This is a genomic window from Roseateles sp., assembly GCF_052436255.1.
Classification (GTDB): Bacteria; Pseudomonadota; Gammaproteobacteria; order Burkholderiales; family Burkholderiaceae_C; genus Pelomonas.
In genome coordinates, this window is record NZ_JBQVNP010000128.1 from 1 (window position 1) to 15273 (window position 15273).

Sequence of the window (15273 nt, forward strand, 5' to 3'; positions counted from 1 at the left end):
GTTCCGCGCCGGCTACGAGCAGAGCGGCAACACGCTGGCCGTCTGGGCCGAAGCCAGCGTCGACCGCGTGGCCTGGGGCATGACGGTGCCGGTCACCTGGATGCAGTCGCTCAACCCGCTGTTGGTCTTCCTGTTCACACCCTTCGTCGTGGCCGGCTGGCGGCGTGCGGCGCAGCGCGGGCGCGAGCCCTCGTCGCTGGCCAAGATGGCCCTGGGCGCAGCCGGCGTGGCGCTGGCCTACCTGATGCTCGCGCTGCTGGCTGCCTCGCATGGCAGCGCGCCGGTGAACATGGGCTGGGTGGCAGCCTTCTTCGCGGTCTACACGCTGGCGGAGCTCTACATCCTGCCGGTGGGGCTGGGCCTGTTCGCTCGCCTCGCGCCCACGGGCATGGGCGCGACCATCATCGCGGCCTGGTTCCTGGCCTCATTCGGCGGCAACTTGCTGTCGGGTGTGGTGGGGCGCTACATGGCGCCGCTGGGCGCCGCGGGCTTCTTCGTGCTGCTGGCCGGAATCACCGGCGCCGCCGCGCTGGCGCTGTTCACATTGCGGCCACTGCTCCGGCGCGTCGAGGAAGCCAGGGCTAACGCCGCGTAACCCTGGGCTTGGCCTTGGGCTTGACGGCCCGCGTCGCCTTGGCGGGGGGCGCGGGCTTTGTCGCCGGCGCAGCCAGGCGCTGCGAGGCCTCGACGAAGTGCTGAGTCATCTCGTCCTGGCCATTGCGAGGCGCGCAGGTCGCGACCAGGCGGCAGGTGCCTTCCGACGCCTTCAGGTAGGCGTGGCCCATTTCGCTGTCGAAGAAGATCGAATCGCCCGGCCTCAGCGTGACGGGCGCGTACAACTCGGAGTGGAAGGCGACTTCGCCCTCGATGACGAAGGCGAACTCCTCGCCCGGGTGGCGGATCAGGTCGCCGAACTCCGCCTTGAACTCCTCCAGCGTGCGCGCCCGCACCTCGGCGATCAGCGGCGTGAAGCGCTTGTTGAGCAGCTCGGACGCGAGGTATGTCTGCTTGTAGCTCTGCGTGTCCACCACCTGCCCCTCGCCCGCGCGGTGCACCACGCGCCGACCGCCGCCACTGGGCGCGGGGCGGGCGCCCTGGGTGTCGTGCAGCAGCTCGGCCATGTCCACGCCCAGGCCGCGGCTGAGCAGCATCAGCTTGTCGTAGGACAGCGAGACGTTGCCTTTTTCCAATTTGGACAACGTTGAGACCGCCAGGCCGGTGCGCTCGCCCACCTGGCTCAGGGTCAGGCCGAGCCGCTTGCGGACGCTGCGGATGTGTTCGCCGGGAGTGATGAGGGAGGTGGCCATTTCGCTGGGGGAAGTGCGATTCGATCTTAGGCCACGGCCTGCGCCGGCCCGCCCTCTCGCTTGCCCCTAGGCCCACTTGTCATTTCATCTAAGGTTTACACCGATGGGAAAGATTTTTCCAAAATGGAAACTTCATTCATCAAGCAACCCAACCCCCTGACTCAGGAGATGCGATGAGCCGGTCCACCCGCTTTGCTCCTCTCGGCACGCCACTCGGACGCCTGCGGTGCCACCAGCACTTCCGGCGTCACCGGCTTGCGGCCCTGCTCGTGCCCGGCCTTGCGGCGCTGTGCACGTCGCCGCTGTGGGCGCAGCCCGCCGCGCCGGCCACCGACACCCGGGCCGAGCGCGAGGTCGAGAAGCTCGATGTCGTGACCGTCACGGCCACGCGCCGCCGCGAGCCGGTGCGCGACGTGCCGCTGCGTGTGGAGACGCTGGGCGCCGAGGCGATGGAGCGCGGCGGTGCCGCGTCGCTGGCCGACTACGTGGGCGGCCTGCCGGGCGTGGATGTGAAGACCTCCGGCGGCCCGGGGCGCGGCGCCGTGACGATGCGCGGCGTCAGCGTCGGCGAGCAGCAGATCGCCACCGTCGGCATGTATGTCGACGAGGTGGCCTTCGGCTCCAGCAGCGCCTTCGTCGGCGGCGCCAACACGGCGCTGGACCTGTCGCTGCTGGACCTGCGGCACATCGAGGTGCTGCGCGGCCCGCAGGGCACGCTGTATGGCGCCGGCGCGATGGGCGGCCTGCTGAAGTACGTGACCAACGAGCCCGACAGCTCGCAGTTCTCCGGCAAGCTCGGCCTGGGCGTGCGCCAGGCCCGCGGCGGCGCGCTGGGCCACACGGAGCATGCGGTGCTCAACGTGCCGCTGAGCCAGGACGTGGCCGCCGTGCGCGTGGCGGCCTTCAACGACCAGGAGGGCGGCTACATCAACGCCGTGGGCAAGGCCGCGGCCGAGCATGTCAACGACGGCAGAACACGCGGCGCACGGGTGTCGGTGCTGATCGAGCCCGTGTCCAGGATGAAGCTGCGCCTGGCCCACACGCAGCAGGAGATCCAGCGCAACGGCCTGAACGTCGTCGAGTACGACGCCACCAAGGGCGCGCCGATCTACGGCGACCTGACGCGCCACCTCGACACGGGCGAGGCCTACCGCCTCAAGACACGGCTCAGCTCGGCCGACTTCGAGTACGACCTTGGCTGGGCGCGCTTCAACGCCATCGCGTCGACGCAGCGCCAGGACGGCGCCACCGGCCAGGACGCCACGGCGCTGCTGGGCAACAACCCGGCCTTCGACTTCGTCGCGCTCAACAACGCCTATGGCCTGCGCAAGCAGACGCAGGAGCTGCGCCTGACCTCGCAACGCGGCGTCGTCGAATGGCTGCTGGGCTACTACCGCACCAAGGAGACCGGCCATGTCGGTCAACGTCTGTGGGCACAGGTGGCCGGCGGTGGCGGCGACATGACGCTGACGACGACCGGCCAGCCCTCCGAGTACCGCGAGCGCGCCCTGTACGGCGACGTGACCTGGAACCCCAGCCCGGCGTGGTCGGTGACGCTGGGCGCCCGCGTGGCGGAGAACGATCAGGTCTACACCGTCTTCATCAACGACGCGCTGAATTCATCGGCACCCAGCGACGACACGGCCAGGACCTATCTCGCCACACTGCGCTACGCCCTCGACAAGACGAGCAACGTCTACTTCCGCGCCGCCAGCGGCTACCGGCCGGGCGGCCCCAACTCACCGGCCATCGACGCCAACGGCCAGGTCATCCCCGACACACCCAAGACTTTCGGCCACGACACGCTGTGGAGCTACGAGCTGGGCTACAAGGCCGACCTGCTGGACAAGCGGCTGAACCTGGAGGCCGCGCTGTTCAACATCCTCTGGAAGGACATGCAGCAACCCAAGGCGCTGGGCGCCAGCACCATCGTCGTCAACGCCGGCAAGGCGCGCGTGCGCGGGCTGGAACTGGCCGCCCGCTACAAGGTGGATGCGCACTGGAACCTGGAGGGCAGCCTAGCCTGGACCGACCCCAAGCTGACCGAGGACGCGCCCGCGCTGGGCCCCGCCGGCTCGCGCCTGCCCAACACCGCCAAGCTGGCGTTCACGCTCGGCGTGCGTCATGCCTTCGAGCTGGCCGGCCAGCCGTCCTATGCCGGCCTGAATGTACGCCGCGTCGGCCAGCGCAACGCCGGCTTCGATTCGACCGGCAGCTCGGTGCCCAACTTCAGCCAGCCCGGCTACACGCTGGTGGACGCGCAATGGGGGCTGGAGATCGGCCGCTGGCAGCTGGCCGCCTTCGTGCGCAACCTGACCGACAAGCGCGCCATCCTCGGTGCCGACACGGCGTTGACCGCCTTCGGCCTGCCGCTGAACGTGACCACCGTGGCGCCACGCACGCTGGGCGCCAACCTGACCTTGAGCTTCTGACCCCGGGAACCCGCATGAAGACCCTGCTCACCCGCCTGCATGCGCTGGCCCTGGCGCTGGCCATGGCACCCGCCTGGGCCCAGACCGGGCCCGCGCCCGCCCTGACGCCGCCAGCCGCAGTCACTGCGCCCGATGCCTCGGCAGCCCGGCCGTCGCCCCAGGCGGGCGTCGCGCTGACCGCCGCTGATGCCGAGGCCTTCATCGACGGCCTGATGCCCACCGCGCTGCGCACCGCGCGCGTGCCGGGCGCCGTGGTCGTCCTCGTCAAGGACGGCCAGCCGCTGCTGCAGAAGGGCTATGGCTATGCCGACTGGGACAAGCGCCTGCCCGTCGACCCGCACAAGACGCTGTTCCGCCCCGGATCGGTGTCCAAGCTGTTCACATGGACGGCGGTCATGCAGCTCGTCGAGCGGGGCAAGCTGGACCTGGACGCCGACCTGAACAAATACCTGGATTTCACGATCCCCGGCCGCAACGGCAAGGCGCTGACGCTGCGGCACGTGCTGACGCACACGACGGGCTTCGAGGAAACGGCCCGCGACCTGCTCACCTACGACAGGCCGGGGCCCGACCTCGGCAAGGTGCTCAAGAGCTATGTGCCGCCATATGTCTACGACCCCGGCACGACGCCCGGCTACTCCAACTACGCGACCGCGCTGGCCGGCTACATCGTGCAGCGCGCCAGCGGCAAGTCCTTCGACGACTACATGGACCAGCAGGTCTTCGGGCCGCTGGGCATGAAGCAGTCGACCTTCCGCCAGCCGCTGCCGCCGACGCTGCAGCCGCAGATGTCGCAGGGCTACATGACCTGGGACGACAAGCCCAAGGGCTTCGAGATCATCAGCATGCCGCCGGCCGGCAGCATGTCGGCGCCGGGCAGCGACATGGGCCGCTTCATGCTGGCGATGCTGCAGCAGGGCAAGTTGGCGGACGGGCAAGGTGGGGCACAGATCCTCAAGCCCGAGACGGTCAAGCAGATGTTCGGCCAGCTGACACGGCCGCTGCCTGCGCTCTCGGGCATCGGACTGGGCTTTTACGAGCAGAACATCAACGGCCGCCGCGTGCTGGCGCATGGCGGCGACACGGTGCTCTTTCACAGCGACTTGCTGCTGTTCGTGGACGACGGCATCGGCCTGTATGTGTCGGTCAACGGCGCCGGGCACGAACGCCAGGGCGCCTGGCTGCGCGACAAGTTGTTCGAGGCCTTTGCCGACCGCTACCTGCCCGACACCCGCCCGGCCACCAAGCCGGAGGTGGACCACGCCACCGCCAGGCAGCATGCCCGGCAGATGGCCGGCGCCTACCGCAACACGCGCCGCGAGGACTCGACCTGGCTGTCGGTGCTGCAGCTGCTGAGCCCGCTGAAGGTGCAGGCGCTGGAGGATGGCCGCCTGAGCATTGACCTGGCCGGCGCACGCAGCACCTACCGTGAGGTGAAGCCCTATCTTTGGGAGGAGGAGCACGGCAAGCGCCGCCTGCAGGCGGTGGCGGAGAACGGCCAGATCAAACACTGGGGCCTGGAGCCGTTTGTCTTCGCCTTCATCTTCGAGCCGGTGCCCTTCATGGCCAGCCCGACGGTGCTGGTGCTGGCGGGACTGGCCATCGCCGCGCTGCTGCTGACGACGCTGCTGTGGCCGGTTGCCGCGGTGCTGCGCCGCCGTCACCAGGTGGCAATGCCACCGCCCAGGCAGGTGACGTGGGTGCGCGGCGCCAGCGTGCTGGCTCTGGTGGCGTTGGGCCTGTGGGCTTGGGTGGTGGCGCTGCTGGAGAGCCTGGGCGATGCGAGCGTGCTGCTGCCCATCGCGCAGCTGACGCTGGCGGTGTCCGCCATCGGCGGCCTGGTTGCGGCGGGCCTGCATGCGCGCAGCGCGCTGAAGGTGGGCGACAAGTGGGCCAAGGCGCTCGCCATCAGCTGGTTGCTGTCTTTCGCCGTGCTGCTGATCGTGGCGATGCACCACCACCTGATCGGCTTCAACCAGAACTATTGACGCAGGCCCGACATGAGACTCTTCCTCGGCGGGCTGGTGCACGAGACCAGCAGCTTCTCGCCACTGCCGACCAGCGTGCAGTCCTTCCGCGACGGCGTGCTCATCCGGCGCACCGACCCACAGGCGCTGCAGCAGGTGACGGCGCAACCCAACCTGATGGGTGTCATCGACGCCGCGGCGCGCCACGGCGACACGCTGCTGCCGGGGCTGTATGCCGAGGCGCAGCCGTCCGGGCCGCTGTCGCGCGCCGACTACGAGCGGCTGCGCGACGAGCTGCTGGCCGACCTGCGGGCAAGCCTCAGCCTGGGCGCGGTCGACGCCGTGCTGCTGGTGCTGCACGGCGCCATGCTGGCCGAGGGCTATCACGACTGCGAGGGCGACCTGCTGCTGCGGGTGCGCGACGTCGTCGGCCCCGCGGTGCCGGTGGGCGCGCTGCTGGACCTGCACTGCAACCTGAGCCCGGCCATGGTCGAGTCGGGCGCCGTGCTGGTGGCGTGCAAGGAGTACCCGCACATCGACTACGCCGCCCGCGGCGAGGAGCTGCACACGCTGCTCAGCGCGATGGCACGCGGCGAGCTGGCGATCCGTGCGCAATGGCAGCGCGTGCCCATGCTGGGCATCTTCGGCACGACGCAGCCGCCGATGCGCGACTTCGTCCTTCAGCTGCAGGCCAGCGAGCAGACGGTACCAGGCGTGATGTCGGTGTCGGTGCTGCACGGCTTTGCGTGGTCGGACACGCCGTACACCAGCGCCGCCGTGCTGGTGCTGGCCCAGGACACCCCGGCTGCGCGCAAGGCCGCCGCGCAGCTGCTGGGCGAACTCGCCGAGACCTTCTACGGCCTTCGCAAGCGCGCTGCCGCCAACCGCCTGCCGTTGCAATTGGCGCTGGACGAGGCGGTGGCCGCCATGCAGCAGGCGCAGGGCCGCCCGGTGGTGCTGGCCGACACGGCCGACAACGCCGGTGGCGGCGCGGCGGGCGACAGCACCTTCGTGCTGCGAGCGCTGCTGGACCGCGGCATCCAGGGTGTCGCGCTCGGCATGATCTGGGACCCGCAGGCCGTGGCCATCGCGACGTCGGCTGGCGTCGGCGCGCGGCTGCCGCTACGCATCGGAGGCAAGGTCGGCCCGATGTCGGGCGACCCGGTGGACCTGGACGTCGAAGTGCTGGCCTGCCGCAGCGACGCGCGTCAGCGCAGCCTGACACCCGGCGGCACCGATCCGCTGGGCCCCGCCGTGGCGGTGCGAGCCCGGGGCATCGACATCGTGCTCAACAGCATCCGCCAGCAGGTGTTCTCGCCGGCCTGCTTCACCGAACTGGGCGTTGACCCCACGACCCAGCGGCTGCTCGTCGTCAAGTCGACGCAGCACTTCCGATCCGGATTCGATGCGATGGCGGCGGCGGTCGTGTATGCAGACACGCCGGGCAGCCTGGCTTCAGATCTGGGCAGGCTGCCCTACCGTCATCTGCCGCGGCCCATCTGGCCACTGGACTAAGCGGCAAAGGCGATTGCTTCGGGCTCGCAGCGCGGCAGGGACGCCCAACGGTTGGCGCCCAGTTCGTAAAGCAGGGCTGCGGCGCTGCCCGGGCCGTCGGCCAGGCTGCCCTTGAGGCGCAGGCCCAGGCCCTCCAGTGTCCTGCGCGTGGGGGCATTGCTCGGCAGCACCGCGGCAACGACGGAGGGTTCGCGGTGCTGCTCGAAAGCCTGCGTGAACGCGTACTGCGCCATCTCCGACGCCAAGCCACGGCCCCATGCCTGGGGCTTGATACGGTAGTACAGATAGAGGCCCACATGGCCGGCCACGCTGCGGTGCATCAGCCCGCCGAAGCCGATCAGGCTGTCGGGCTGCTCACGTTCGGCGATGGCCCAGTGGCCGAAGCCGCGCGCCTGCCAATGGCTGATCCAGGCCAGGAGCTGGGCTTCGGTGGCCGCGCGGCCATGCGGCGTGGCCGCGGCGCAGAAGCGGTTCACCGCTGGGTCGGCATTCAGGCCGGTCAGGATGTCCAGATCGCCTTCCCGAGGCGGGCGCAGCACCAAGCGGCGGGTGACCATGGCTGCCGGCACGGCGGCGACGGCCTCACTAAACTCACTCTGGACCATGTAGCTCACAGGGATCGGTAAAAACCCTAGGAGGGTAGCCGCGAGCCGCTCATGGCGAAAGCCCGGAGTCCGGGAGTTGTCGCAAAACCGTCACAAAACCACGTAAAGAGGGCAGGCCGCCGACGGCGCCAGGCCCGTCATGGGCCTGGCGCCGTGACGCTCAACCCGTCAGCAGCGCGTTGACGCGGCGGACATAGGCGGCCGGATCCTCAAGGTGGCCACCCTCGGCCAGCACGGCCTGGTCGAACAGCACCTGGGCCAGATCGTCGAAGTGGTCGCTGCCATCGAGCTTCTTGACCAGGGCGTGTTCGGCGTTGATCTCCAGCGTCGGCTTGGATTCGGGCGCGGTCTGGCCGGCCTGCTTGAGCAGACGCGCGAGGTGGCCGCTCATGTCGCCCTCTTCCACGACGATGCAGGCAGGCGAGTCGACCAGGCGGGTCGTCACGCGCACGTCCTTGGCCCGGTCCTTGAGCGCGTCCTTGAGCTTGTCCAGCAGCGGCTTCAGGCTCTCGGCGGTCTCGTCGGCCTTCTTCTTCTCTTCTTCGTCGAGCAATTTGCCGAGGTCGACGGCGCCCTTGGCGACGGACTGCAGCGTTTTGCCGTCGAATTCGTAGAGGTGGCTCAACATCCATTCGTCCACACGATCCACCAGCAGCAGCACCTCGATGCCCTTCTTGCGGAAGATCTCCAGCTGCGGGCTGTGCTTGGCGGCGGCCAGGCTGTCGGCGGTGATGTAGTAGATGACCTCCTGGCCTTCCTTCATGCGGCCCACATAGTCCGCGAGGCTCACATTCGCGTCGGCATGCGTGGACGCAAAGCGGAACAGCTTGGCCAGGCGCTCCTGGTTCTGGTGGTCCTCACCGATGCCTTCCTTCAGCACCTGGCCGAAGTCGGTCCAGAAGGCAGCGTACTTGTCCTTGTCGGCCTGCTCCTCGCTGTTGGCCAGGCTCTCGAGCATGCCGAGCACGCGCTTGGTCGAGCCCTCGCGGATGGCCTTCACGTCGCGGCTTTCCTGCAGCAGTTCGCGGCTGACATTCAGCGGCAGGTCGGCCGAGTCGATGACGCCCTTCACGAACCGCAGGTAGACCGGCATCAAGGCTTCTGCGTCGTCCATGATGAAGACGCGCTTGACGTAAAGCTTCACGCCGCCGCGCTTGTCGCGGTTCCACAGGTCGAAGGGTGCCTTGGCGGGGATATAGAGCAGCTGGGTGTATTCGCTGCGGCCCTCGACGCGGTTGTGCGTGTAGGCCAGCGGCGCCTCGCTGTCGTGGCTGATCTGCTTGTAGAACTCCTGGTACTGCTCTTCCGTGATCTCGCTCTTGCTGCGGCTCCAGAGCGCCGAGGCCTTGTTGACCGGCTCCCATTCATCGGTGACCACCTGCTTGGCGGCGTCCGCGTCCCAGGTCTCCTTCTTCATCAGGATGGGCAGGGAGATGTGGTCGCTGTACTTGGCGATGGTCGACTTGACGCGCCAGGTCCTGAGGAACTCCTCCTCGCCCTCGCGCAAGTGCAGGATGACGTCGGTGCCGCGGCCCGGCTTGGTGATGGTCTCCAGCTCGTATTCGCCGGTGCCTTCGCTGCTCCAGCGCACGCCCTGGTCGGCCGGCAGCCCGGCGCGGCGGGTCTCGACGGCGATGCGGTCGGCGACGATGAAGCCCGAGTAGAAGCCCACACCGAACTGGCCGATCAGCTGAGCGTCCTTCTTCTGGTCGCCTTCGAGCTTGGCCATGAACTCGCGCGTGCCGCTCTTGGCGATGGTGCCCAGGTGGGAGGCGGCCTCCTCGGCGCTCATGCCGATGCCGTTGTCGCTGATGGTCAGCGTCTTGGCTTCTTCGTCGAAGCTGACGCGCACTTCCAGGTTGGGGTTGTCTTCGAACAGCGCCGCGTTGTCCAGCGCCTCGAAGCGCAGCTTGTCGCAGGCGTCGCTGGCATTGCTGACCAGCTCGCGCAGGAAGATTTCCTTGTTGGAATACAGCGAGTGCGTGACGAGGTGCAGGATCTGCTTGACTTCAGCCTGGAAGGCGTGGGTTTGTTTGGTCATGGAGCGATCAGAGGTTGACTCCGGCACGGCGCGCCGGCACGGCCGCCATATGGGTGGTGCCGCCGCGAGTTCAAGACCCCCCGCAAATCAGGGGCATGCGCGCCCTCGTCCGCAGGCCCTCCTTGCTTCCTACCGCGCCGCAGCCTTCCTATCATCCCAGCCTCATCCCAGCCCCTGCAGTCCCCAGCCACCCCGGAGTTGTATGAAGCATTTTTCCAAACGCCTCACCGCCCTGGCCCTGGCCACCTGCATGGCCGCACCGGCGGTCGCCTCGAAATTCGTCGCCACGTCGCAATCGTCCAGCGGCACCATCAGCCTTTCTGGGCCAACGGATTACAAGTCGGAAGTCGGTGCCGACCCGCGCTCGGTCACCACCCAGTCGGCCGTCACGCAATCCGCTGGAGGTGGCACTGCCGTTTCGACCGGGCGGGCCGGCGCGTCGGCGTTTGCGTATGCACTGCCGGGTGGCTTGCGCCTGGCGGCGAGCACGTCGGTGGAACTCGCCAGCAGCAACGGCGCCGCGATGTCCGCCCAGGGCAACGCCAGTGCGGGCGCCAGTCTGGATGATGCATTCGTCATCGTGGCGACTTCCTGCCAGCAGTTGAGCGTTTGCGGCAACGGTGCGCTCGGGACGCTTACCTTCTCCATCTGGACGGACGGGTCACTTGGAGGCGGCGGCACCGGCCAGTACGGGGTTGTCGGCCAATGGACGGCCGACTTCTCGCTCACGACCGGCTACCTGCCGTCTGCGCCCCAACCCACCTCGGCAGCGTGGCATGGTGACCGCTATTTCACACGCGGGGCGGGCACACCGACCATCGAGAGCGGCAACGGGACGCTGGGATTGCACAGCTATACCTTGAGCTTCGCTTTCGGCACACCCATCAATCTGCGGTTCGGCGCCACGGCCACGTCCCAGAGCAACGTCGGCTATGCCTTCCCGGAAGCAACCGCAGCTTTCACGACCGACCTCTCGCACACTTTCGCCTGGGCGGGCATCCAAGGCGTGACAGACACCCTGGGGCAACCAGTTGCGTTCAGCGCCTGGAGCAGCGGCAGCGGATACGACTACGCCCAGCCGTTCACCAGTGCCGTGCCCGAGCCCGCTTCCGCGCTGATGTTGGGGGGTGCACTGATGCTGCTCCCCTGGATGGCACGCCGGCGGCACCGCTGACACGGCGCGCGTCGTGTGGGCCGCTTCAGCGCCGGCGAGCCTGCACGGCTTCGGCGAGTACCTCCAGCACAGCGAGAGAGTCGTCCCAGCCCAGGCAGGCGTCGGTGATGCTCTTGCCGTATTCCAGCTTCGCCGCGTCGTCCTGCCCCGGGGTGAACTTCTGGGCGCCGTCGTGGAGGTGGCTTTCCACCATGACGCCGAAGATGCTCCGGTTGCCTTCGCGCAGCTGGCCGGCGATGTCACGCGCCACATCCACCTGGCGCAGATGCTGCTTGCTGGAGTTGGCATGCGAGCAGTCCACCATCAGCCGCTGCGGCAGCTTGGACTTGGCTAGATCGGCGCAGGCCGCAGCCACGTTCTGCGCGTCGTAGTTCGGCGCCTTGCCGCCGCGCAGGATGACGTGGCAGTCCTCGTTGCCACGCGTCTCGACGATGGCGACCTGACCGTTCTTGTGGACGGACAGGAAATGGTGGCCGCGCGCGGCGGCCTGGATGGCGTCGGTGGCGATCTTGATGTTGCCGTCGGTGCCGTTCTTGAAGCCGATCGGTGCCGACAGGCCCGAGGCCAGCTCGCGGTGCACCTGGCTCTCGGTCGTGCGCGCACCGATGGCGCCCCAGGCGATCAGGTCGCCGATGTACTGCGGCGAGATCACGTCGAGGAACTCGCTGCCGGCCGGCACGCCCAGTCGGTTGATCTCCAGCAGCAACTGGCGGGCAATGCGCAGGCCCTCGTCGATGCGGTAGCTTTCGTCCAGGTAGGGGTCGTTGATGAGGCCCTTCCAGCCCACCGTGGTGCGCGGCTTCTCGAAGTAGACACGCATCACGATCTCCAGCGTGTCGGCGTACTTCTCGCGCTCGGCTTTGAGCTTCCTGGCGTACTCCAGCGCGGCGACCGGGTCGTGGATGGAACAGGGGCCGATGACGACGAGCAGGCGGTCGTCTTCGCCGCTCATGACCCGGCGGATGCGCTGGCGGGTCTGGCCGATCAGCGTCTCCATCGCCGTGCCGCGGATGGGGAAGAAACGAATCAGGTGCTCCGGCGGCGGCAGTGGCGTCACGTCGACGATGCGCTCGTCGTCGGTGGCGCTGGTCTTGTCGTCCTGGGAGTACCAGCGCTGGGCTTCGGGTTCGACAGTCGAGACTTTGGCGTTCATCGTTTGCACCTCGGAAATGAAAAAACCGCCGGGCTTTTGGGGCCCGGCGGTTCAGGGGAGTCTGGGTTCAGCGCGCGCGCTCAGGACTCTCCACCGCCGGGGCGGGGAAAAAACCAGAAGCTAAAAAATGCGGCGCGGGACATGGGTGCGGAATCTAGCACGGTGGCCGGCGCCGTCATTCGTGAAGCGCCAAGCCTGGCTTTCAAGCCGTGCCGCCGACCGTCAACCCTTCGATGCGCAACGTCGGCTGTCCCACGCCCACCGGCACGCTCTGACCCTCCTTGCCGCAGACGCCCACGCCGGTGTCCAGCGCCATGTCGTTGCCGATCATGCTGACGCGGGTCAGCGCGTCAGGGCCGTTGCCGATGATGGTGGCGCCCTTGACCGGGTACTGGATCTTGCCGTTCTCGACCCAGTAGGCCTCGCTGGCCGAGAACACGAACTTTCCGCTGGTGATGTCGACCTGGCCGCCGCCGAAGTTGGTGGCGTACAGGCCCTTCTTGATCGAGGCGACGATCTCCTTGGGGTCGTCCTTGCCGCCCAGCATGTAGGTGTTGGTCATGCGCGGCATCGGCACGTGGGCATAGCTCTCGCGGCGGCCGTTGCCGGTCGGAGCGGTCTTCATCAGCCGCGCGTTCATCGCGTCCTGGATATAGCCCTTGAGGATGCCGTCCTCGATCAGCACATTGCGCTGACTGGCACAGCCCTCGTCGTCGACGTTGAGCGAGCCGCGCCGATCCGGCAGCGTGCCGTCGTCCAGCACCGTCACTCCCTTGGCGGCCACGCGCTGACCAATGCGGCCGGCGAAGGCGCTGGAGCCCTTGCGGTTGAAGTCGCCTTCCAGGCCGTGGCCGACCGCCTCGTGCAACAGCACGCCGGGCCAGCCGGGGCCGACCACGACGACCATCTCGCCGGCGGGCGCGGGGCGGCTTTCCAGGTTGGTCAGCGCCGTGCTGACCGCCTGTTCGACATAGCTGGCGATCATCTCGTCGGTGAAATAGGCCAGACCGAAGCGCCCGCCGCCACCCCCGTTGCCCACCTCGCGACGGCCGCTGCTTTCGGCGATGACGGTGATGGACAGGCGCACCAGTGGCCGCACGTCCGCAGCGATGGTGCCGTCGGCGCGCGCGATCAGCACGACCTCGTGCTCGGCCGCCAGGCCAGCCATGACCTGGGCCACGCGCGGGTCCTTGGCGCGAGCCATCTTCTCGGCGCGCTCCAGCAGCGCGACCTTGGCGGCGCTGTCCAGGCTGGCAATCGGGTCGGCCACGCCATACAGCTCGCGGCTGCCGGCCACGCGGCCTTGCGACGGCACCTTCACGCGCCTGCTCTGCCCGGCAGCGGCGATGGTGCGCACGGTCCGGGCAGCGTCAAGCAGCGACTCCAGCGAGATGTCGTCCGAATAGGCAAACGCCGTCTTCTCGCCAGCCACGGCGCGCACGCCGACGCCCTGGTCGATGCTGAAGCTGCCACTCTTGACGATGCCTTCCTCCAGGCTCCAGCCCTCGGCACGCGTGGTCTGGAAGTAGAGGTCGGCGTCGTCGACACGGTGCTCCGTGATGACGCGCAGCGCCTGCGAGAGCGAGGCCTCGGTCAGGCCGAAGGGCTCCAGCAGTTGCGAGCGGGCGGTGGCCAGGCGGGCCAGGGTGGGTTCGACGGCGATCATGGGGCGATTCTAGGAAGCTGGGGCGCACCTGCCGGTAGCGACGACCACGCCGGCGCAGGGGCAATGCGAAATGACCCCTTACAGCTCATCACAAGTTCGCCCCAACTAGGGATCGCAGCGCACGGGCAGCGGCCGCGAGCATCCGCCGACAACTCGCTGGAGACTCCGCATGCGCTCGTTTGCCTCGCTATCCCTGGTCATCGCCGCCGCCGCAACCGGCCCCACCGTGGCGGCGACGCAAGTCGGCTCGGGCTACACCCAGCCGGTCTTCCTGACCGCACCGGTGGGTGACAGCCGTCTCTTCATCGTCGAGAAGGGGGGCCTCATCAAGACGCAGCAGGGCTCCACCGTGTCCACCTGGCTCGACCTCTCCACCCTGGTCGACACCGGCGGCGAGCGCGGCTTGCTCGGCCTGGCCTTCGACCCCGCCTACGCCAGCAACGGCCGCTTCTATGTGGACTACATCGACAAGGCAACGCTGAATACCGTCGTCGCGAGCTACACCGTCAACTCGTCCGGCGCTGTCGACATGGCCAGCGCCAGGACCATCATCACCGTCGCCCAGCCCGCCGGGCGCAACAACCACAAGGCCGGCTGGATCGGCTTCAGCGCCGCCGATCCGGGCAATCTCTACATCGCCACCGGCGACGGCGGCAGCAGCAACGACCCTGACAACAACGCCCAGAATCTCGACAGCAACCTGGGCAAGCTGCTGCGTGTCACGCCGGGCGCGGACGGCGGCTACACGGTGCCGGCGGACAACCCCTTCGTCGGCACGGCCGGCAACGACGAGATCTGGGCCTACGGTCTGCGCAACCCCTACCGCAACAGCTTCGACCGCCAGACGGGGGACCTGTGGATCGGCGACGTGGGCCAGGGCGCTCGCGAGGAAGTCAATTTCGCCGCGGCCGCAGCAGGCCTGGGCCGCGGCGCCAACTATGGCTGGCGCCCCCGTGAAGGCAGCATCGACAACCCCAATGTGAGCGACCCCGCGCCGCCCAACCTGACCGAGCCGCTGTTCGACTACGGCCGCGACGTCGGCGGCACCGTCATCGGGGGCTATGTCTACTACGGCGCCGACGCCAGCCTGAACGGCAAATACGTCTTTGGCGATTTCGTGGAGGGCGCGATCTGGAGCTACAGCAACGGGACCACCACGGCGCTGAATTCGCCCTTTGCCGGCTTCCAGCTGACCAGCTTCGGCGAAGGTGGCGACGGCTCGCTCTACGCGGTGGGCATCAACGGCAACATCTACCTGCTCGCCGCCGCAGTGCCCGAGCCCACATCCGCCCTGCTGCTGGCACTGGGCCTGGCGGCCGGGGGCTTGCTCACTCGTCGCCGCCGCGCTTGAGCGCCAGGCCGGCCTCGTAGAGTCGGTTGCGCGGCGCGCCGCTGATCTGCGCGGCCAGCGCC

At 68.4% G+C, this 15273-nt stretch carries 12 protein-coding genes; 6 read left to right on the forward strand and 6 right to left on the reverse strand.

Annotated elements, in window-relative coordinates; genetic code table 11:
- A partial coding sequence (locus ACT6S0_RS21580) for a POT-type proton-dependent oligopeptide transporter (protein ID WP_444765825.1) occupies window positions 1-595 on the forward strand: 595 nt, incomplete at its 5' end.
- Here the strand turns inward: ACT6S0_RS21580 and ACT6S0_RS21585 are convergent.
- Window positions 582-1307 carry a helix-turn-helix domain-containing protein gene (locus ACT6S0_RS21585; protein WP_444765826.1) on the reverse strand — a complete coding sequence of 242 codons (726 nt, stop codon included), beginning with the start codon at window positions 1305-1307 and terminating at the stop codon, window positions 582-584. The two genes, ACT6S0_RS21580 and ACT6S0_RS21585, sit on opposite strands and share 14 nt — an antisense overlap.
- Before the next feature lie 173 nt (window positions 1308-1480).
- Here ACT6S0_RS21585 and ACT6S0_RS21590 point away from each other — a divergent pair, with 173 nt between their 5' ends.
- From ACT6S0_RS21590 to ACT6S0_RS21600, 3 genes are read left to right on the forward strand one after another with little or no spacing between them, the layout of a single operon-like run.
- A complete protein-coding gene (locus ACT6S0_RS21590) occupies window positions 1481-3739 on the forward strand; it encodes a TonB-dependent receptor (protein WP_444765827.1) in 2259 nt (752 codons plus the stop codon).
- A 14-nt stretch (window positions 3740-3753) separates the two neighbouring features.
- A complete protein-coding gene (locus ACT6S0_RS21595; RefSeq protein ID WP_444765828.1) occupies window positions 3754-5727 on the forward strand; it encodes a serine hydrolase domain-containing protein in 1974 nt (657 codons plus the stop codon).
- A 12-nt stretch (window positions 5728-5739) separates the two neighbouring features.
- The gene (locus ACT6S0_RS21600; protein WP_444765829.1) at window positions 5740-7221 is read left to right on the forward strand and encodes a M81 family metallopeptidase; all 1482 of its coding nucleotides are present in this window, start codon (window positions 5740-5742) and stop codon (window positions 7219-7221) included.
- Here ACT6S0_RS21600 and ACT6S0_RS21605 read toward each other — a convergent pair.
- Window positions 7218-7826: a GNAT family N-acetyltransferase gene (locus ACT6S0_RS21605; protein ID WP_444765830.1), complete on the reverse strand. Its 609-nt coding sequence runs from the start codon at window positions 7824-7826 to the stop codon at window positions 7218-7220. The genes ACT6S0_RS21600 and ACT6S0_RS21605 overlap by 4 nt on opposite strands.
- A gap of 160 nt (window positions 7827-7986) precedes the next feature.
- Complete coding sequence (gene htpG, locus ACT6S0_RS21610; RefSeq protein WP_444765831.1) at window positions 7987-9867, reverse strand: molecular chaperone HtpG; 1881 nt, start codon at window positions 9865-9867, stop codon at window positions 7987-7989.
- A 202-nt stretch (window positions 9868-10069) separates the two neighbouring features.
- Here htpG and ACT6S0_RS21615 point away from each other — a divergent pair, with 202 nt between their 5' ends.
- On the forward strand, window positions 10070-11041 hold the full coding sequence (locus tag ACT6S0_RS21615) for a hypothetical protein (RefSeq protein WP_444765832.1): 972 nt from the start codon (window positions 10070-10072) through the stop codon (window positions 11039-11041).
- 25 nt (window positions 11042-11066) lie between these two features.
- Here the strand turns inward: ACT6S0_RS21615 and ACT6S0_RS21620 are convergent, their stop codons facing one another.
- Together ACT6S0_RS21620 and tldD are read right to left on the reverse strand one after the other, a co-directional pair.
- A complete protein-coding gene (locus tag ACT6S0_RS21620) occupies window positions 11067-12194 on the reverse strand; it encodes a 3-deoxy-7-phosphoheptulonate synthase (RefSeq protein ID WP_444765833.1) in 1128 nt (375 codons plus the stop codon).
- A gap of 202 nt (window positions 12195-12396) precedes the next feature.
- On the reverse strand, window positions 12397-13860 hold the full coding sequence (gene tldD, locus ACT6S0_RS21625; protein ID WP_444765834.1) for a metalloprotease TldD: 1464 nt from the start codon (window positions 13858-13860) through the stop codon (window positions 12397-12399).
- Window positions 13861-14029: 169 nt separating this feature from the next.
- Between tldD and ACT6S0_RS21630 the strand changes: the two genes are divergently transcribed.
- Complete coding sequence (locus tag ACT6S0_RS21630) at window positions 14030-15211, forward strand: PQQ-dependent sugar dehydrogenase (RefSeq protein ID WP_444765835.1); 1182 nt, start codon at window positions 14030-14032, stop codon at window positions 15209-15211.
- Here ACT6S0_RS21630 and ACT6S0_RS21635 read toward each other — a convergent pair.
- Window positions 15189-15269 (reverse strand): hypothetical protein, encoded by an 81-nt coding sequence (locus ACT6S0_RS21635; RefSeq protein ID WP_444765836.1) that lies wholly within the window; start codon window positions 15267-15269, stop codon window positions 15189-15191. The genes ACT6S0_RS21630 and ACT6S0_RS21635 overlap by 23 nt on opposite strands.
- Window positions 15270-15273 lie beyond the last annotated feature (4 nt).